The organism is Streptomyces sp. NPDC050674 (assembly GCF_040654575.1).
Classification (GTDB): Bacteria; Actinomycetota; Actinomycetes; order Streptomycetales; family Streptomycetaceae; genus Streptomyces.
Genome location: NZ_JBFAIG010000022.1, coordinates 63,626 through 82,402, shown reverse-complemented (window position 1 = coordinate 82,402; position 18,777 = coordinate 63,626). Strand labels below are relative to the sequence as shown.

9 protein-coding genes are annotated in these 18,777 nt (G+C 75.1%); all 9 read right to left on the bottom strand.

Annotated elements, in window-relative coordinates:
- Positions 1–42: 42 nt before the first annotated feature.
- The 9 genes from AB0I06_RS29755 to AB0I06_RS29715 all read right to left on the bottom strand — a co-directional run bounded on the left by AB0I06_RS29755 (position 43) and on the right by AB0I06_RS29715 (position 18,768).
- Entirely contained in the window at positions 43–837 is a 795-nt protein-coding gene (locus tag AB0I06_RS29755; protein ID WP_363121929.1) for a Tat pathway signal sequence domain protein, read from the bottom strand.
- A 162-nt stretch (positions 838–999) separates the two neighbouring features.
- Positions 1,000–2,421 (bottom strand): MFS transporter, encoded by a 1,422-nt coding sequence (locus AB0I06_RS29750; RefSeq protein ID WP_363121928.1) that lies wholly within the window; start codon positions 2,419–2,421, stop codon positions 1,000–1,002.
- Entirely contained in the window at positions 2,418–3,398 is a 981-nt protein-coding gene (locus tag AB0I06_RS29745) for an ornithine carbamoyltransferase (RefSeq protein WP_363121927.1), read from the bottom strand. Before AB0I06_RS29745 ends, AB0I06_RS29750 begins: the two co-directional genes overlap by 4 nt.
- Before the next feature lie 13 nt (positions 3,399–3,411).
- Positions 3,412–9,876, bottom strand: coding sequence for an amino acid adenylation domain-containing protein (locus AB0I06_RS29740; protein ID WP_363121926.1), 6,465 nt, complete (start codon positions 9,874–9,876; stop codon positions 3,412–3,414).
- The gene (locus AB0I06_RS29735) at positions 9,873–14,933 is read right to left on the bottom strand and encodes an amino acid adenylation domain-containing protein (RefSeq protein ID WP_363121925.1); all 5,061 of its coding nucleotides are present in this window, start codon (positions 14,931–14,933) and stop codon (positions 9,873–9,875) included. The genes AB0I06_RS29740 and AB0I06_RS29735 overlap by 4 nt, the downstream gene beginning before the upstream one ends.
- Before the next feature lie 32 nt (positions 14,934–14,965).
- Positions 14,966–15,187 (bottom strand): MbtH family NRPS accessory protein, encoded by a 222-nt coding sequence (locus tag AB0I06_RS29730; RefSeq protein WP_363121924.1) that lies wholly within the window; start codon positions 15,185–15,187, stop codon positions 14,966–14,968.
- 169 nt (positions 15,188–15,356) lie between these two features.
- On the bottom strand, positions 15,357–16,610 hold the full coding sequence (locus tag AB0I06_RS29725; RefSeq protein ID WP_363121923.1) for an FAD-dependent monooxygenase: 1,254 nt from the start codon (positions 16,608–16,610) through the stop codon (positions 15,357–15,359).
- Complete coding sequence (locus tag AB0I06_RS29720) at positions 16,607–18,052, bottom strand: condensation domain-containing protein (protein ID WP_363121922.1); 1,446 nt, start codon at positions 18,050–18,052, stop codon at positions 16,607–16,609. The genes AB0I06_RS29725 and AB0I06_RS29720 overlap by 4 nt, the downstream gene beginning before the upstream one ends.
- Positions 18,049–18,768 carry a DsbA family protein gene (locus AB0I06_RS29715; RefSeq protein ID WP_363121921.1) on the bottom strand — a complete coding sequence of 240 codons (720 nt, stop codon included), beginning with the start codon at positions 18,766–18,768 and terminating at the stop codon, positions 18,049–18,051. The genes AB0I06_RS29720 and AB0I06_RS29715 overlap by 4 nt, the downstream gene beginning before the upstream one ends.
- Positions 18,769–18,777 lie beyond the last annotated feature (9 nt).

Below are 18,777 nucleotides of genomic sequence, written 5' to 3'. Positions count from 1 at the left end.
GCGCCCCTGCCCGGTTGTGTCCGTGCCTGCCGCCGCTTGCCGCTACTTGCCGAGGTCGGCCGGGAAGGGAAAGACGTCGAAGGCCTTGTCCAGCTCGGCGCGGTCGCGGCACATCCACTTGGCGGTGACGCGGCGGACGGTGCGCCCCGGCAGGTGCGGATTGTCGTTGCGGTCCGTGATCGGCTGGGCCAGCGACTGCAGTTCCCAGGCCACGCCGACGAGCCGGTTGATGTGGGTCCAGTAGTGCGGCTTGATGCCGAGGAGCGCGAAGCCGGCCAGGAAGGGGTGCCAGCGGTGGTAGGCGTGGGTCGGCGACGGCGGCGTGTAGTTCATCATGTGGACCTTCTGGCCGTCCGGGCGGCGCGGGTCGAACAGCGTGCCCTGGCCGTACTCCTGGAAGGCGAAGAGCAGTCCACGCGGGTCGCGGCCGTAGAACTGGTCGTAGACCTTGATCTGCTCGCGCGAGATGACCTCGAAGGCGGCCTTGTTCGGCCTGATCAGCTCCATGTAGCTGCGCGGGTAGCGGCCGCTCTTGCGGGTCTCGACCCAGGCGTCGTAGGTCTTGGTGAAGCCGCCGAACGGCGCGACGATGGCGTAGACCGCGTCCTTCATCTCCTGGGACGGGGTGTAGTACGACATCTCGTCGTACTGGTACCAGAACTCGTTCGCCCAGCGGTCGCCGACCATGCCCGGGACCTCCGACAGGGAGGGGTGGCGGGGGTGGCGGCCGTGGGCCTCGGCGGGCGTGGCGCCGATGAGCGACGCCGTGGCGGCTGCTCCGGCGACGCCGAGGGCGGCCCGCAACGCACTCCTGCGGTCCAGGGTGTTGAGCGTCATGCGCGTTCTCCTTACACGGGGGCGGAAGAGGCGGAATCACGGGTGTGTCGGGCGGGGCTGCGGGCCGGTGGCCCAATTGCTTGCGTGCTATGACTCTCGCGTATGGCCCTATCGGCGACCTATACCGGAAACTGGCAGGTCAGAGCCGGTTTCCGGGGGGTCTCAAGGACGCTTGCGGGAGGTGTCCCCGGGGGCGCCGGCGGGGGTGTCCCCCGGCTCGGGGAACGGCGCCGCGCGCAGGCCGGGCGAGGCCAGCGCCACCAGCGCCGTGAGCGCCATGACGGCACTGAGGACGAGGGCGGTGCGCAGGGCGTCCATGGACTCCAGGAGGAAGCCGGCGGCGACCGGCCCGGCCGCCATGGCGCCCGAACCCACCAGGTTGGCCAGGGAGTTGGCCCGACCGCGCAGCTGGTCGGGCGCGGCCCTGACGAGGAGCACCCCGCCGGCGACGTTGAAGACACCGCCGACGTAGCCGCTCGCCGCGAACAGGGCGCCGAGCAGCACGGGGGTGTCCAGGGCGACGGCCACCGGGACCATGAAGGCGGTCCAGGCGAGCAGTCCGCCCAGGACCAGGGTGCGCAGCGGGAACCGGGTGTTCCACCAGCCGCCGGTGATCGCGCCGACGAGTCCGCCGGCGCCGCTGAGCGAGAGCACCAGGCCGACTTCGAAGGGAGTGCCGTGCCGGTCCTGGATGCCCGCCATCACGGCCAGGTTGAGGCCCTGGAAGAGGATGTTGGTGACCGCGACGGCGGTCATCACGGCCCGCAGGAAGGGCTGGCGCCACATCCACACCAGGCCCTCGCGGATCTCGGTGCCGAGCCGGGCCGGCGGTCCGGTGCGCTGCTGCTGGAGTTTGCCCCGCACCCCGAACAGGCAGATGACGGAGGCCAGTTGGCTGACGGCGGCGGCTGCGTAGGGCAGCGAGGCGCCGAGCGCGACGAGTCCGCTGCCGAGCGGCTGTCCGGCGATGGCGGCGCCGCGGGTGCGGGCCTCGTTGCCGGTGAGCGCGGCGGGCAGCTGTTCGCGCGGCACGACGGCCGGCACGGCGGCCCGTTCGGCGAGCTGGTGGAGGACGCCGAGGGCTCCCTCGGCGAACGCGGCGACCAGCAGCGCCCACAGCCAGGTGCGTCCGCTGAGCAGCAGCGCTGTCACCACGGCCGCGATCAGTGCCTGGCCGAGCCCGGCGCCGATCATGATGCGCCGCCGGTCGTAGCGGTCGACGAGCACCCCGCCCGGCAGCTGCATCAGCAGCATCGGCAGCAGCAGCGCGGTGCCGACCAGTCCGGCGTCCCCCGGCGATCCGGTGGCCCACAGCACGGTCAGCGGATACGCCACGGCGGTCGCCCGCCCGGCCAGCAGCGACAGTCCGGCGCCGCCCCACAGCAGGGTGAAGTCCCGGTTGCGGCGCAGCGGCGGGTGGGGCGCGGACTCGGCGGGCGCCGGATCCGGTGCGGTGGCCTGTGCCGGCCCGGACGCCTCGGTGACCGTACCCACCCCGCTCCCGCTCGGCTCGCGGGTCTCCTGCGTCATCAGCCACGGCACTTCCGAGGGGTCCGTGGCCGGACGACCCGTGGTGCCGCTCATCGGGCGACGGCGTGTTCGGGCACCCGGGCCGTCAGCGGGGCGCATGCGTGCTCCAGGACCGCCATGGCGCTGTGCATCTTGTTGGTGGCCTGCGCGAAGGCGATGCTCGCCGGGCCGTCCAGGACGTCCGCCGTGACCTCCTCGCCGCGATGGGCCGGAAGGTCGTGCATGAAGACGGCGCGGGGCGAGTCGTCCCACAGCCACCGGCCGACCTGGAACGGCGCGAAGATCTCCCGCCAGTTGGCGTCCGGCTTGCTGGTGCCGGTGGTCTGCCAGCGGGTGGTGTAGATGACGTCGTACGCCCCCGCGAGGGCGGCCATGTCGTGCCGTTCGGTGATCCGGGCGCCGCTGCGGGCGGCGTGGGCCGCGGCCCGGGAGGCGACGGACGAGGTGAGCCCGTAGCCGGGCGGGGTGCGCAGGTCGAGGTGGACACCGGGGTAGCGGCCGAGGGCCAGGGCGAGGGCCGCCGCGGTGTTGTTGCCCTCGCCGGCGTAGAGGACGCGCAGGCCCTCGATGCGGCCGAAGTGCCGCACGAGGGTGGTCAGGTCGGTCAGCGCCTGGGTGGGGTGCTCCTCGGAGGTCATGGCGTTGACGACGGCCATCCGGTGCTGGCTCGCCCAGCCGCGCAGTTCCTTCTCCGGCCCCGCGGTGCGGGCCACCAGCACGTCGAGCATGCCGGACAGCACCCGGCCGGTGTCCTCGGTGGTCTCACCGGTGTTGAGCTGGAGGTCGCCGGGCCCGTAGGAGATCAGGGAGGCGCCCAGGCGCAGCGCGCCGGAGGAGAAGGCGGTCCGGGTGCGGGTGGAGGTCTTGGCGAAGTAGACGCCGGTGACCAGGCCGTCCAGCGGGCGGACCGGGCCGGCGAGGCCGGCGGAGAACGCGGCGCCGCGGGCGACGACGCGGTGCAGTTCGTGGTCGGTGAGGTCGTCGACGGAGATGAGGTGGCGCGCGCGGCGCACGTCCCGGGGGACTTCCATGGTTCAGCCTTTCCTAGCTGGTTGCGGAGTGGTCCAGGGCGGCGGCGAGCCGCGCGACGGTGTGGTGGCGCAGGGCCGTGGTCAGGTCGAGGGCGAGGCCCGCGCGGCGGGCGGCGACCAGCAGCGGCGGCACGAGCAGCGAGTCGCCGCCCAGTTCGCGGAAGTCGTCGTCGACGCCGACCCGTTCGAGGCCGAGCACCTCGGCCCAGACCGCGGCGAGCCGCCGTTCGGTGGCGGTGCGCGGTGCCGTGTACGGTGCCGCGCCCGCGCCGGTCGCCTCGCGGGCCACGACGGCGGCCCGGTCGCGTTTGCCGTGCGGGGTGAGCGGCAGGGCGGTGACCACTTCGACGGTGGCCGGGACGAGCGCGGGGGGCAGGAGGGTGTGCAGCCGGTCCCGCAGCGCGGCGACCTCGACGGTGCGGTCCTCGGCGGGCACCACCCAGGCGGCGAGCCGCTTCCCGCCGTCGGCGGCCGGGACCGCTGTGACCAGCGCTTCCCGTACGGCCGGATCGGCGGTGAGGGCGGCCTCGGCCTCGCCGGGCTCCACCCGGTGGCCGCGGATCTTGACCTGGCTGTCGGTGCGGCCCGCGAACTCCAGGTGCCCGCCCGGCAGTCGCCGGGCCAGGTCCCCGGTGCGGTAGAGACGGCTGCCGGGCAGTCCGTACGGGTCGGGCAGGAAGGCGAGCGCGGTCAGGTCGGGGCGGCCGCCGTAGCCGCGGGCGAGTCCGTCGCCGCCGAGGAACACCTCGCCGGTGACGCCGTCGGGCACGGGCCGCAGCTCCGCGTCGAGGACGCGGACCAGGACGCCGGGCAGTGCGGCGCCGAGCGGGACCAGGGCCCGAGCGGACCGGGTGCGCACGGGGCCGTAGGTGGCGGCGACGGTGGCCTCGGTGGGCCCGTACTCGGCGCCGAGGGCCATGCCCCCGCCGCCGGCGCGGATCCGGGCCGCGACCCGTTCGGCCTGCGCGGTGGGGTAGGCGTCCCCGGCGCAGACCGCGAGCCCGGCCAGCCCGGCCAGTTCCCGGTCGGTCAACTGGTGTTCCAGCAGCGCCAGATGGCCCGGTGTCAGGCCGACGAAGGCGTAGGGCGCGCCATGCAGCAGCAGCGGCCCGAACTCGGCCGTGCCGTACCGCTGCGGCAGCACCCGTACCGGCTGCCCGGTCATCAGGGGCGCGTACAGCGCGGGCATCCCGAGGTCGAAGCCGGCCGGGGTGAACCAGGGTGCCCCGCCGGGGCCGGCCTCGGTGTACTGGCGTACGGCCCAGTCGAGGTAGTGCGCGAGGGCCCGGTGGGAGACCTCGACGGCCTTGGGGGTGCCGGTGGAGCCGGAGGTGTGCAGGACGTAGGCGAGCCGGTCCGGGTCGTGCCGCAGGCCGAGCGGCGAGCCGTCGCCCTCGTGGGCGGCGTCCTCGGCGATCAGCACCTCCGCGAGGGGCAGCCGGAAGAGGTACGAGCGCTGGGTGACGGCGATCCGCGGCGCGGTCCCGGCGAGCCGGGCGTCCGGCGCGCCCGGGTCGAGGGGCACCTGCACGGCGCCCGCCTTCCACACGCCGAGCAGGGCGGCGACCAGGTCCGGGCCGCGGTCGAGCAGCACCGCCACCCGGGTCTCGGCGCCGGCGCCGAGGGCGCGCAGCCGGCGGGCGATCCGGTTGGCGCGGGCGTCGAGCTCGCCGTAGGAGAGGCGGAAGTCCTCTCCGTGCAGGGCGGTGGCCGCCGGGGTGCGGGCGGCCCGCTCCTCGAAGGCGCCGAGGACGTCGGCCGGGGTCTCGGGATGGGGCAGGGCGGGCGCCTTGAGGCGGGCGCTTTCGTACCGGTCGGGGAAGGCGCCGGTGCTGTCGCCGTCGGCGCCCGCGCGGGCCATCTCGGTGAGCACCGCGCGGTACAGCGCGGCCAGCCGGTCGGCGGCGGGCCGGGAGAGCGTGCGGGTGCGCGAGGCGAGGGAGAGGTGGCCGCGGACGGGGGTGCCGACGACGAGGGGGAACTCGTTGGGGCTGTCGTCGCGGCTGGCCATGATGTCGATCAGCTCGGTGTCGACCTGGTGGAAGTCCAGGTAGTGGAAGAGCACGTCGATCAGGTGGGCCTCGCCGCCGGGCACGCGCATCGCGGGCATCGGGAAGCGGCGGTGCGGCCACAGCGCGACCTCGTGCGCGAAGACCTGCCGGGCCAGTTCGCCCCAGGTGCGGGCGGTCCGCTCGTAGGGGAAGGGCACCGAGTTGAGGTACATGCCGGAGACGGTCTCGGCGCCGGCCTCCTCGGGCCGGGCGTCGGCGACCATGCCGCCGCGGAAGGCGGCGGAGCGGGTCAGCAGCGACAGCACCTTGCTGTGCGCGGCGTGCAGCACGCTCTTGTACGGCACCTCGGCGGCGGTCGCCAGGGCGCGCAGGCCCGGTTCCAGGTCGGTCAGCGGCAGGTCGATGCGGTAGCGCTCGTCGGGTCCCGCGGGGTCGCCCGCCCAGCCGGGCGGCACGGTGAACTTGTCGTGTCCTTCGACGATCCCGCGCCAGAACTCCTGGTCGGCCGGGTCGTCGAGGGCGCGCAGCTCACCGGCGATGAAGTCGGCGTAGCGGACGGCGGGCGCGGGCGGCGCGGGGGCGGGCTCGCCGCCGGTGCGCAGGGCGCGGTAGGCGCGGAGCATCTCCATCAGCTGGGAGTGGTAGCTCCAGCCCTCGATGACGGGGTGGCACTCGGTGATCGACAGCCACCAGCTCTCGTCGTCGAGGAGGTGCACGGCCATCCGCATCAGCGGCGCCCGGGTCAGGTCGAACAGCTCGGCCCGGTCCCGGTCGGCGAAGTCCCACAGCGCCTGCTGCCGGGCGTCCTCGGGGAGGTGGCGCAGGTCCTCGTGGACGACGGGCATGCGGGCGGCGGCGTGCACCAGCTGGAGCGGCTGAGAGTACCCGGTCAGGGCGAAGGAGGTGCGCATCACCTCGTGCCGCTCGGCGATCAGGTCGGCGGCCCGCTGGAACGCCGCCGGGTCGAAGGGGAGTTCGTCGCGGATCCGGAAGGAGGTGATGTTGTGGTAGCGGTTCTCGCCGCTGCCGCCGTGCATCTCGACGAGCATCCCCGCCTGGATGCGTGAGACGGGGTAGGCGTCGGTGACGTCGGCGGGCAGTTCCGCCCGGTCGGCGGCGTCGATCAGAGCGAACCGGGCGACGGTCCGGGGCGCGTCGGCGGCCGGGGCGCCGGTGCGGGCGACGGCCGTTGCCAGGTGCTCGACGGTCCGGTGCTCGAAGACGTCCCGGACGCTGGTCTCCCAGCCGGCCGCGCGCAGCGCCCCGACCAGTGCGACCGCGCGCAGCGAGTCTCCGCCCAGGTCGAAGAAGTTGTCGCGCACCCCGACGGTGTCGAGGCCGAGTACATCCGCCCACACGGCGGCCATGGCCCGCTCGGCGTCGGTGCGGGCCTCGACGTGCGCGCCGACGGCCGTGGCGGCGCGGCCGGGGGCGGGCAGGGCGCGCCGGTCGAGTTTGCCGTTGCCGGTCAGCGGCAGCGCGTCCAGGGTCAGGTAGGCGGAGGGCAGCATGTACGGCGGCAGGGACGCCCCGAGGTGTGCGCGCAGGACGGCCGGGCCGAGCTCGTCGGCGCCGGTGCCGGGGGCCGGTACGACGTAGGCGACGAGCTGCTTGTCGCCCGGGGTGTCCTCGCGGACGATCGCGACGGCCTCGGTGACGGCCGGGTGCGCGGTGAGCGCGGTCTCGATCTCCCCCAACTCGATGCGGTAGCCGCGCAGTTTGACCTGGTGATCGACGCGGGCGAGGAAGTCGAGGTTGCCGTCGGGCAGCACCCGGGCCAGGTCGCCGGAGCGGTACAGGCGGCTGCCGGGCGGGCCGAAGGGGTCGGGCACGAAGCGCTCGGCGGTCAGGTCGGGGCGGCCGGCGTACCCGCGTGCCAGTCCGGTGCCGCCGATCCACACCTCGCCGGGGACGCCGGTGGGAAGCGGGCGCAGCCGGTCGTCCAGGACGTACATCGTGGTGTGCGGGACGGCCCGGCCGATGGGGACCAGCTCGGTGGCGACCGGTCCGTCCAGGAAGTAGGCGGAGTTGCCGACGGTGATCTCGGTGGGCCCGTACTCGGCGGCCAGCCGGGTGCCGCCCTCGCCCGCCGCCGTCGCCCATCGTTCGGCGAGCCGGGCGGTGAAGGAGTCACCGGCGGCGATGACGAGTCCGGCCAGCCCGCGCACCTGATCCGGTCCCAACTGTTCCACCAGCAGGTTGAGATGGCCGGGGGTGAGCTTGATGAAGGCGTACGGTCCGCCTGCCGCGAGCAGCGCGCCGAGGCCGGCGGTGTCGACGTCCTGCGGCAGCAGGTGCACCGGCTGCCCGGTCATCAGCGGCGTGTACAGGTCGGGCACGCCCAGGTCGAAGGCGATGGAGGAGAACAGCGGCGCTCCCCCGGTGCCCGCGCTCGCGTACGCCTGGACCGTCCAGCCCAGGTAGTTGGCGAGGCCGCGGTGGCTGATCAGGACGCCCTTGGGGCGCCCGGTGGAGCCGGAGGTGTAGATGACGTAGGCGAGCCGGTCCAGGTCGTGGGCGGCGGGCAGCTCGGCGTCGGCCGCCTCCAGCGCGGCCCGCTCGGCGGGGTCGTCGACGACGACCGTGCGCACGCCGGTCAGGCGGCCGGTGTACCGGCTCTCGGTGACGGCCAGGGCGGTCGCGGTCTCGGCCAGCATGTGGGCGACGCGGTCGTCCGGGTGGGCCGGGTCGACCGGGAGGTAGGCGGCGCCCGCCCGCCAGATGCCCAGCAGCGCGGCGATCAGGTCGGGGCCGCGGTCCAGGAGGACGGCGACGACGGCCTCGGGGCCGGCGCCCAGTGCGGTGAGGCGGCGGGCGAACCGGTCGGCCCGGGCGTCGAGTTCGGCGTAGGTGACGGTGCTGCCGGCGTGCCGCAGCGCGGGCGCGTCCGGGGTGGCCGCCATCTGCGCGGCGATCGTCTCGAAGACCGGGCGCAGGGCCCCGAGTTCGAGCGGGCGGTCGGTCCCCACGGGGGTGGCCGGGCCGTCGAGGAGCAGGGCGCGCTCGGCGGCGTCCAGGACGTCGAGGTCGGCGACCGGGGTGCCGGGGGCCCGGGCGATCGCCGCGAGCAGGGTCCGGTAGTGGCGGGTGATCCGCTCGGCGGTGGCCGCGTCGAAGAGCGCGGTGGCGTACTCCAGGCTGCCGTGCAGGGTGCCGTCGGGCCGTTCGGTCAGGTGCAGGGTGAGGTCGAAGCGGGAGACGCGGCTCTCGGCCGGTACGGGCGCGACGCTCACGCCGGGCAGCTCGGGGCCCTCGGGGCCGCCCTCGCCGGAGACGAGGTCGAACATGACCTGGAAGACGGGCGTGGTGGACAGGTCCCGCTCCGGCTCCACCTCGTCGGCGATCCGGTCGAAGGGGGTGCCCTGATGGTCGAAGGCGGCCAGCACGGCCGTGCGGCTGTCGGCGAGGAAGCGGCGGAAGGGCGTCCCGGGCCGCCAGGCGGCGCGCAGCGCCAGGGTGTTGTAGGCGTAGCCGGCCATCTGGCGCAGCTCGGGCCGGGTACGGCCGGAGGAGGCGGTGCCGACGCACACGTCGGTGGTGCCGGCGTAGCGGCCGAGCAGCAGTTGCCAGGCAGCGAGCAGGACCATGAAGGCGGTGGCGCCCTCGTCCCGGGCGAGTGCGCGCAGGCTCTGGGCGACCGGTGCGGGCACCTCGAAGCGCGTCATGGCGCCGCCGCCGTCGCGGACGGCGGGCCGGGGACGGTCGGTGGGCAGCCCGAGCGGGGCCAGTCCGGCCAGCCGCTCCCGCCACCAGGCCAGGTCGGCGGCAGCGGCCGGTGAGCCGTCCCGCCTCGTGAGCCACGCCGCGTAGTCGGCGTACTGGAGGGTCGGCTCGGGCAGCGCGCCCGCCGGGTCGTGGCCCTCGACGGCGGCCGTGTACAGGGCCGAGAGCTCGGACAGCAGCAGCGGTCGGGTCATCGCGTCGCAGGCGATGTGGTGCACCACCGCCACCAGCACGTGGTCGTCCGCGGCGAGCCGCAGCAGCCGTACGCGCAGCGGCTGCTCGGCCGCGAGGTCGATGGGCCGGGCGGCCTGTTCCTCCGCGAAGGCGACGGCGCGGCCGTCGGCATCAACCTCACCGTCCGCCTCGCCGCCCGGGACGACGGCGAAGTCCGCCGGGCCGGGCGGGTCGATCACCTGGCGGGGCTCGGTGCCGTCGAGGACGTACCGGGTGCGCAGGATCTCGTGGCGGGCGGCCAGCGTGTCGAAGGCGCGGCGCAGGGCACCGGTGTCGAGGGCGCCGCGCAGCCGGTACACCATCGGCAGCAGGTACTCGGGGCTGTCCGGGTCGAGCTGGTGCAGGAACCACAGGCTGCGTTGTCCGGCGGTCAGGACGAGGGGCTGCGAGCGGTCGGCGCGCGGGATCGCGGCGGGGACCGCGCGGCGGCCTCCGGCGCGGGCGGCCAGCCGGCGGCGCAGCAGGTCGGCCGCCAGCTCTTCCCGGTTCGGTGCGGTGGGTGCGGTCACGGCTGGTACTCCCGGTGGGCGAGGGCCAGTTCGGCCTCGGTGAGCGATTCGATCTCGGCGCGCACGGCCTCTTCCACGGCGGTGGCGAGGCCCCGCACGGTGGGCCGCTCGAAGACGGCGCTCAGCGGCAGCTCGACGTCGAACTCCTCCTGGACGCGGGCGATCACCCGGGCCGCGCGGACCGAGTTGCCGCCGATGCGGAAGAAGCCCTGGCGGGCCCCGACCGGCCGGGCGGCGCCGTCGCCGAACAGCACCTCGGACCAGATCGCGGCGAGGGCCTCCTCGACCGGTCCCTCGGGTGCGCTGTAGGGCTCGTCGGCGAGTGCGGCCGCCAGGTCGGGCACGGGCAGCGCGGCGGTGTCGACCTTGTTGTGCCGGGTCAGCGGCAGCCGGTCCAGGCCCACGAGCAGGGCGGGCAGCATGTAGTCGGGCAGCCGGCGGGCGCAGTGGTCGAGCAGTTCGCCGTCGGTGACCGGCCCCGCGTCCGAGGCGGGCGTCCAGTAGCCGACCAAAGCGGCCTCGGGCCCGGAGCCGTGCACGGTGACGTGGGCCTGCGCGACGGCCGGGTGCTCGACGAGGACGCCCTGCACCTCGCCGGTCTCCACCCGGCGACCGCGGATCTTGACCTGGCCGTCGGCGCGGCCCGCGAACTCCAGGGTGCCGTCGGGCCGCATCCGGGCCCGGTCGCCGGTGCGGTACAGCCGTGCCCCGGCGGGGCCGTAGGGGTCGGGCACGAAGGCGGCGGCGGTCGGGCCGGGACGGCCGTGGTAGCCGCGGGCGAGCCCGTCGCCGCCGACGCACAGTTCGCCGGTGACGCCGTACGGCACGGGCTGGAGACGCTCGTCGAGGACGTACGCCGTCACATGCGGGTAGGGGTGGCCGACGGGCACTCCGGTCACGGTGTCGTCGGCGTCCCAGCGGGTGGCGGCGATGGTGGTCTCGGTCAGCCCGTACTCGTTGATGAACCGCATCAGGCGGCGCGAGAGTTCGCGGGCCAGCGCGGGCGGGCAGGGTTCGCCGCCGGTCTGGCCGACGATCGGACGGCGGTCGAGCCCCGCGTCGAGCAGCAGCTGCCAGTGGGTCGGGGCCACCTGGAGGTGGCTGACCTCGTGTTCGTCGATCAGCCGCAGCTGGGCGGCGTGGTCGCGCTGCTCCTGTTCCCGGGCGAGCACCACCCGTCCCCCGGCCACCAGCGGCATGAACAGTTCGGTGCAGGAGATGTCGAAGGTGACCTGGGCCAGTGCCAGCCAGGCGTCGTCCGGGCCCTGGCCGAAGTCCAGATGGGCCTGGGAGGCGCGCAGCATGGTGAGCAGCGAACCGTGCTCGACGGCGACGCCCTTGGGCCGCCCGGTGGAGCCCGAGGTGTACATGAGGTAGGCGAGGCGGGAGGGGTCGTCGGCCGGCGCCGGAACGGGCTGCGCGGACGGCGCGCCCGTCGTGGTCTCGGTGACCGTGGACGCGTCCAGCACCCGGCCGTCGAAGCGGCCCGTGAGCCGGGCGGCGTGGGTGCCGTCGGTGACCAGGACCGTCGCCGCCGCGTCCGCCAGGACGTGCGCGGTGCGCTCGTCCGGGGCGGCCGGGTCCAGCGGCACGTAGGCGGCGCCCGCCCGCCAGGCGCCGAGGAACGCGGCGACCAGGTCGGGGGTGCGGCCGAGCAGGACGGCCACCACCGAGCCCTCGCCGGCGCCCGCGGCCCGCAGCCCGGCGGCGAACGCCTCGGCCCGGCGGTCCAGCCGCTCGTAGGTCCACCTCTCGCCGCCGCACACGACCGCGGTGTCCCGCGGCGCGCGCCGGGCCGCCGCGGCGATGGCCGCGTCGACGGTGCGCTCGGGTCCGGTGACCGTGCCGGGCTCCGGCCGGCCCGGGCCGCGGCCGAGCAGCTCGGCGCGCAGCGGCGGGGGCAGCAGGTCGATGTCGCCCAGGGGGCGGTCCGGGTCGGCGGTGACCGACTCCAGCAGCCGGATCCAGCAGTCGGCCAGCCGCTCGACGGTGGCCGCGTCGAACAGGGCGGTGGCGTACTCGGCGAGGCCGAGCAGCGAACCGTCGGGGCGGCGCTGGAGCACGAAGGTCAGGTCGGTGCGGGCGGTGCGCCAGGCGCCTCGGAAGGCGGCCACGTCACCGGCGTCGACCGCGGTGCCGGTGCGGCCCTCCTCGTGGACGTCGAACATCACCTGGTAGAGGGGGGTGCGGGCCGGGTCGCGGGTGTCGTCCAGCTCCGTCACCAGCCGGTCGAACGGCAGCTCCTGGTGGGCGAAGGCCGTACGGGCGGTGTCGCGGACCCGGACCAGCGCCTCCCTGAACGGGGTACCGGCGGGCGCGTCGCAGCGCAGCACCAGGGTGTTGAGGAAGTAGCCCGCCACCTCGGCGACCTCGTCGCCGTGCCGTCCGGCGACCGGCACCCCGACCGGGACGTCCCAGCTGCCGCTGAACCGGGCCACCAGGGCGGCGAACGCGGTCAGCAGGGTCTGCTGCAAGGTGGCCCCGCGGCTGCGGCCGAGCGCGGCGACCTGCTCGGCGAGCGGGGCCGGCACGGTGAAGACGTGCGCGGCGCCGGCCGCGTCCCGGGTGGCCGGGCGGGGCCGGTCGGCGGGCAGGTCGACCGGCGTGATGCCGTCCAGGGTGTCCTTCCAGTGGGCGAGTTCGGACCTGAGGAAGGTGTCGGTCAGCCGGGCGCGCCGGTGGACGGCGTGGTCGGCGTACTGGACGGGCAGGGCGGGCAGGTGCGCGTCGGTGCCGGTGTGCAGGGCCTCGGCGAGCGCCTTGAGGTCGCGCTCCAGCACGACGGAGGTCCAGCCGTCGCAGGCGATGTGGTGGATGCTCAGCAGCAGGGTCAGGGTGCCCCGGCCGCGCACCGCGAGGGCCCGGCGCACCGGCCCCCGCACCAGGTCGAAGGGGATGGCGAACTCGGTCTCCACCAGCGCGTTCAGCTCGTCCGCCGTGTCGGCGCGGGCGAAGCGGACGTCCCACTCGGCGGGCAGGTCGGCGAGTTGCACCGGCTCGGTGCCGCGCAGCAGGTAGCGGGTGCGCAGGATCTCGTGGCGGGCGGCGAGCGCGCTGAGCGCCCCGCGTACGACCGTGTCGTCGTACTCGGCGGGCAGGGTCAGGAAGACCGGCGCGTTCCACTCGGCGCTGCCGGGGCGCAGCCGGTCCAGCAGCCACATGCTCTGCTGGCCGGGCGACAGCGGCAGACCGTGCGGGTCGCGGACGACCGGGGTCACGGAGCGCTGTGCCGTCGGTGCGGCGGTGTCGTCCGCCGCCCGGCCGGCGGTGAGCAGCGCGGCCTGCTGCTCCACGGTGGTGGCGGTCAGCAGCGCGGTCGCCGGGATGTGCCGTCCGGCGGCTTGGGACAGGCCGGCCGCGAGCCGGTTGAGCATCAGCGAGGACCCGCCGAGCTGGAAGAAGTCGTGGTCGGCGCCGATCTCGGCGGCCGGGGTGCCGGTCAGCCGCGCCCACTCCTCGGCGACGACCCGCTCGGCGGGCGTGCGGACCGGGATGTGCGCGGTCTCGGCGGCGGCGTCCGCCGGGTCGGGCAGCGCGGACCGGTCGATCTTGCCGTTGGGGGTGAGCGGGAACTCGGTGACCGGTACGTAGGCGGTCGGCACCAGCGGCTCCGGCAGCGAGTGGCGCAGGAAGGCGCGCAGCTCCTGCGGGCCGAGCGGCTCGCCGCGTGACTGCACCCAGGCGACCAGCCGGTGTCCGCCGCGGCCGTCGGGCACCGCGGCGGCGACGGCGGCCCGCACCCAGGGGTGGGCGGCGAGCGCGGCCTCGATCTCACCGGGTTCGATCCGGACGCCGTTGACCTTGACCTGATGGTCCAGGCGGCCGAGGTACTCCAGGACGCCGTCGGGCCGCCAGCGCGCCCGGTCGCCGGTGCGGTAGAGGCGGGCACCCTCCCGGTGCGGGTCGGGCACGAAGCGCTCGGCGCTCTGGCCGGGACGGCCGAGGTAACCGAGGGCGAGACCGACGCCGCCCGCGTGCAGTTCGCCGGGGACGCCCACGGGGACCGGGCGCCCGGCCTGGTCCAGGACGAGGACGCGCATGTTGCCGATGGGCCGCCCGATCGGCACGGCGCCGGTGTCCTGCGCCGGGTCCCAGCGGTGCTCGGTGATGTCGACGGACGCCTCGGTGGGTCCGTAGGTGTTCCAGATCTCCGCCCCGGGCACCCGGTCGTGCAGGGCACGGCACAGCTCGGCGTGGAGCGGCTCTCCGGCGCTGAAGAGCAGGCGCAGGGCGCCGGCGCGTTCCCAGCCGGGCTCCTCGACGAGGCGGCGGTAGACGGACGGCACGCCCTGCAGAATCGTCACGCCACCGTCGATGACGGCCCGCAGCAGGGCGGCGGGGTCGCGCTCGGCGCCCTCGGGGGCGAGCACCACGGCACCGCCGGCGATGAGCGGGGAGAACAGTTCGAGGCCGGCGGCGTCGAAGCCGACGGTCGTCTTCAGCAGCATCCGGTCGCTCGCGCCCACCCGGTGCCGGTGCGCCAGCCAGCGCACCCGGTTGGCGATTCCGCCGTGCGGCACGAGCACGCCCTTGGGGCGGCCGGTGGAGCCGGAGGTGTGCAGGACGTAGGCGGGCTGGTCGGCGTCGAAAGCGAACTGCACTCCCTCGTGGTGCAGTTCGCCCTCGGCGCCGGTGATGCCCTGGAGGTCCTCGACGGTCAGCGTGCGGACGGTGCCGGGCAGGCTCCGCGCGGTGGCCCGCTCGGCGAGGACGACCGGGTCGCCGGTGTCCGCCAGGACCGCCGCCAGGCGGGCCGCCGGGTGGTGCGGGTCCAGCGGCACGTACGCGGCGCCCGCGAGCCAGACGCCGAGGAACGCGGCGACCAGCTCAGGGCTTCGGCGCAGGCACACCCCGACGAAGTCGCCGGGGCGCACCCCGGCCGACCGCAGCCCGGCCGCGAACCGGTCGGCGAGCGCGGCCAGTTCGGCATAGGTGACGGTGGTGCCGTCGGCGCGGACGACGGCGGCCGCGGCCGGGGTGCGGGCGGCCTGGGCACGGAACAGCGGGGGTATCAGCAGATGGCCGGGGACGCGTCCCGACTTCGCAGGCTCGTTCACGATCTCTCCTCCATCGGGATCGGCGGTGCGGATCAGCTGCCGGCGCCGGCCTCGGCCAGGCGGCGGCGCAGGCTCAGCGGGCGCATGTCGGTCCACAGGGTGTCGATGCGCTCCAGGCACTCCTCGCGGCTGCCCTCGGTGCCCTCGGCGTGCCAGCCGGCGGGCAGGGCGCGGTCGGCCCACCAGATCGAGTACTGCTCCTCGTCGTTGAGCACGACGCGGTACACGCTTTCGTCGCTCATGTGTTCAGCCATGGGGTGTCCCTTCTGCGCGGTGAGGTGTGGCCCATGGTTGAACGCAGCGCTATCGGGCGTTTATCGGCCACCTATACGCTCCGCCCAGACACCGTGGACAGGGGCGAGCCCCCGGCGCCGAGGGGCGCCGGGGGCTCGTGGTTGCCGTGGACTGTTCGCCGGTGAGCGATCAGGCGGCGTTGTTGCGCAGGTTGTTGTTGATGTTGTTGTCGTTCAGGTTGGCCTCGACGTCGTTGGCGAGGATCCACGCCACATCGGCGGCCTGGTTGTTGACGTTGCGGTTGTTGACGTTGCGGTTGTTGTTCGAGCCGTTGTTGCCGAGGTTGTTGGTCATGGAAGGTTTCCTCTTCTGTGTGGTGGTGGGCTGTCCGTCCCGTGAACCCAGCTGCACACGGGTCGTGTGCGGCCGGCGGGTCGCTTCATAACGGCGGAGCGCGGCGGCGATGCCCGCGGCTCCCGATGCCTCCTCGTCGAGGCAGATCGCGAGGGCCACCCCGTCCTCGATGGCCTGGTTGGCTCCCTGTCCGTGGTGCGGGAGCATCGGATGGGCCGCGTCGCCGAGCAGCGTGGTGCGGGCGGTGCTCCACCGCTCCAGCGGCGACCGGTCGTACAGCGCCCAGCGGCGCACGTCCCGCGCCGCGCCGGCCAGGGCCCGCACCTGCGGCGCCCATCCGGCCAGTGCCGCGTCGAGGTCGGCGGGCCCGGCCGCGCTCGTCCAGGACTCGTCGGGCCCCTCGGGCGCCGGGGCGACGGCGACGTAGGTGAACTGCCGTCCGCCGCTGACCGGGTAGAGCAGTACGCGCCCGGCGGGGCCCGCGAACATGTACATCCGCGCGGGGTCGAGGTCCGGCAGTGCGGCCGCGTCGACCAGGCCCCGCAGCGCGCAGTTGCCGGAGTACACGGGCCGCTCGGGTCCGGTCAGCCGACGGCGGACCAGGGAGTGGACGCCGTCCGCGCCGATCAGCGCGGAGGCCCGGGTGACCGTGCCGCCCGCGAACCGGAGCGTGACGCCCTTGGCGCCCTCCTCGTAACCGGTCAGCTCGCGCCCGGTGTGCACCCGCTCGGCGGGCAGCAGCGAGGCCAGCATCCGGTGCAGGTCGCCGCGGTGCACGGTCAGGTAGGGGGCCCCGAACCGCTCCTCCCAGGCGGCGCCCATCTCCTGGCGCGCCACCGTGGAGCCGTCGTGGAAGGCGCGGACCTCCAGCGCCTCGGGCCGCACCGCCTGCCGGGCGAGCTGTCCGGCCAGACCCATGCGGGTCAGCAGCCGGGTGGCGTTGGGGCCGAGGTGCATGCCGACGCCCTGTTCGCGCAGGGTGTCGCCGCGCTCGTAGACGTGGACGTCGATGCCGCGGCGGTGCAGGGCCGCGGCGGCGGCGAGTCCGCCGATGCCCGCGCCGATCACCGCGATCGTGGTGGTGGTCATCGGTGGTCCCATGCCTTCTCGAAGGAATCGAAGGAGTTGAAGGAGTTGAAGTCGTCGAAGGCGCCGGTCTCGCCGGAGCCGAGGGCCAGGACGGCGTCCAGGTCGGCGTCGGCGGTCAGTTCGACGTCGGTGATCCGGGCGTGCGGGTCCCGCACGGCGGCCGTGAGCATCCGCTCGTAGCCGTCCGCGAACCGCTCGACGGTCGTCCGGTCCAGGACGTCGGTGTCGTAGGAGAAGACCGCGGTCACGCCCTCGGGGGTCTGCTCGATGCGCAGCAGCAGGTCCAGCTGGCCCTCCTGCTGCGGCACGTCGATCAGGGCGATGTCGAGCCCGGCGTAGGGGATGGCACGGCCGATCGCCTGGCCCGGCGGCACGTTGGGCACCGGCGGTTCCATGCGGTCCATGTGGACCAGGAACAGCGCGGCGCGGAACAGGGTGGCCTGCGGGAAGGCCAGTCCGCACGGGTAGCGCACGCCCAACATGCCCCGCATGATCCGCTCGCCGGCCTGTGCGGCGGCGTCCCGGAAGGTGGTGCCGGGCCCGAACTCGGCCCGCACCGGGATGGTGTTGAGGAAGCAGCCGATCACGTCCCGCTGGCCGCGGCCGGAGCGGCTGGAGGCGGGCACCCCGAGCAGGAAGTCGTCCTGTCCCGTCCAGCGGTGGGTCAGCGACTGGAACACGGCCAGCAGGTAGGCGAAGGGTGTCACGCCCGCCGCGCCCGCCGCCGCGCCGATCCCGTCGGCGGCCTCGGGGGCGAGCCGGCGCACGACGGTGTCGCCGCGCAGCGAGCGCACCCGGGGGCGCGGCCGGTCCAGCGGCAGTTCGGCGGGGGCCGATCCGGCGACCGACTCCCGCCAGGCGGCGGCGGCCCGCATCCCGGCCTCGGAGGCGGTGTGCGCCAGCTCCGCCGCCGCGTGCTCGGTGTACGTGCCCTTCAGCGGGCGCCAGTCGGGGGCGGTGCCGGCGGCGTGGGCCGCGTAGGCGACGAGGACGTCACGGACCAGCAGCCAGCGGGAGGTGAAGTCGCTGACGATGTGGTGGGCGGAGGTGACCAGCGCCCAGTCGTCGTCGGCGCGGCGCAGCAGCACCACCCGGAAGGTCCCCGACTCCAGCCGGAACGGCCGGGCTCCGGCCTCCTCGACCGCGCGCAGCAGCCCGCCTTCGTCGATTCCGTCCAGGTCCCGCAGTTCCATCCGTACGACGGGGGTGCCGGAGGCGATGCGGACCGGGCGTCCGCCGTGTTCGGCGAAGACGGAGCGCAGCAGTTCCTGGCGTTCTCCGACCGAGGTGACGGCGGCGTCCATGGCGGCGGGGTCGACCCGGCCGCTCAGCCGCAGCGGCATCACGATGTTGTAGGCGGCGCTGTCCGGGGCGATGCGGTACGCGGTCCACATCGCCTCCTGGATCGAGGTCAGCGGCAGGGCCTGCACGGAGGTGCTCATCCGCAGCCTCCCGCGTGGCTCAGGTCGGAGGCGGGGCCGCCGACGAGGGCGATGCCGGGCTCGGCGGGTTCGGCGTTTCGCGCGGCGGGCGCGGGGGCGTGCTCGGGGAAGGTCGCCGCGAAGTCGGCGACTCGGTCCAGGCCCCAGAAGGGCTCCGAGCCGTTGATGAAGAACGGCACCCCGAACACGCCGTCGCGGGCCACGTCCACCAGGGCCTTGGCGCCCTGCGCCCGGATCTCCGGGTCGTCGGTGACGGCGCCCGCCTCCTCGGCGTCCAGGCCGATGGAGACGGCCAGTTCACGCACGGTGGCCGGGTCGCACAGGTCACGGCCCTCCAGCCAGCGGGCCCGGCCCGCCCGCTCCACCCACGCCCGGCCCAGGCCCCGGCGCTCGGCGAGGAACCACGTCAGGTGCGCGGGCTCCCACCACGGGTCGGCGTCCACCGGCCAGGTCAGGGTGAGCCCGCGGGCCGCGGCGAGCCGGCGCACGTCCCGCAGGATGTAGAACTGCTTGGCCCGGGACATCGGGACGTAGGGGAACTCGGCGCCCGCCTCGGCCAGCAGCTTCCGGCTGATCTCGTCGGGCTCCCAGAAGGGCCGCCACTCCAGCCGGTCGAGCAGGCCGGGGTGGTTCTCGCGCAGTTCCCGCAGCGCGAAGAAGTTGTAGGGGCTGCGCAGGTTGAAGTAGAAGCGCGGCGGCCGGGCGGCACGAGGCATGGCTGACTC

Excerpts from the sequence above, each read along its gene's own strand:
- AB0I06_RS29720 (WP_363121922.1), bottom strand. The coding sequence starts at position 18,052 with ATGAGCACCTCCGTGCAGGCCCTGCCGCTGACCTCGATCCAGGAGGCG.
- AB0I06_RS29730 (WP_363121924.1), bottom strand. The coding sequence starts at position 15,187 with ATGGCTGAACACATGAGCGACGAAAGCGTGTACCGCGTCGTGCTCAAC.
- AB0I06_RS29745 (WP_363121927.1), bottom strand. The coding sequence starts at position 3,398 with ATGGAAGTCCCCCGGGACGTGCGCCGCGCGCGCCACCTCATCTCCGTC.
- AB0I06_RS29715 (WP_363121921.1), bottom strand. The coding sequence starts at position 18,768 with ATGCCTCGTGCCGCCCGGCCGCCGCGCTTCTACTTCAACCTGCGCAGC.
- AB0I06_RS29750 (WP_363121928.1), bottom strand. The coding sequence starts at position 2,421 with ATGAGCGGCACCACGGGTCGTCCGGCCACGGACCCCTCGGAAGTGCCG.
- AB0I06_RS29725 (WP_363121923.1), bottom strand. The coding sequence starts at position 16,610 with ATGACCACCACCACGATCGCGGTGATCGGCGCGGGCATCGGCGGACTC.
- AB0I06_RS29755 (WP_363121929.1), bottom strand. The coding sequence starts at position 837 with ATGACGCTCAACACCCTGGACCGCAGGAGTGCGTTGCGGGCCGCCCTC.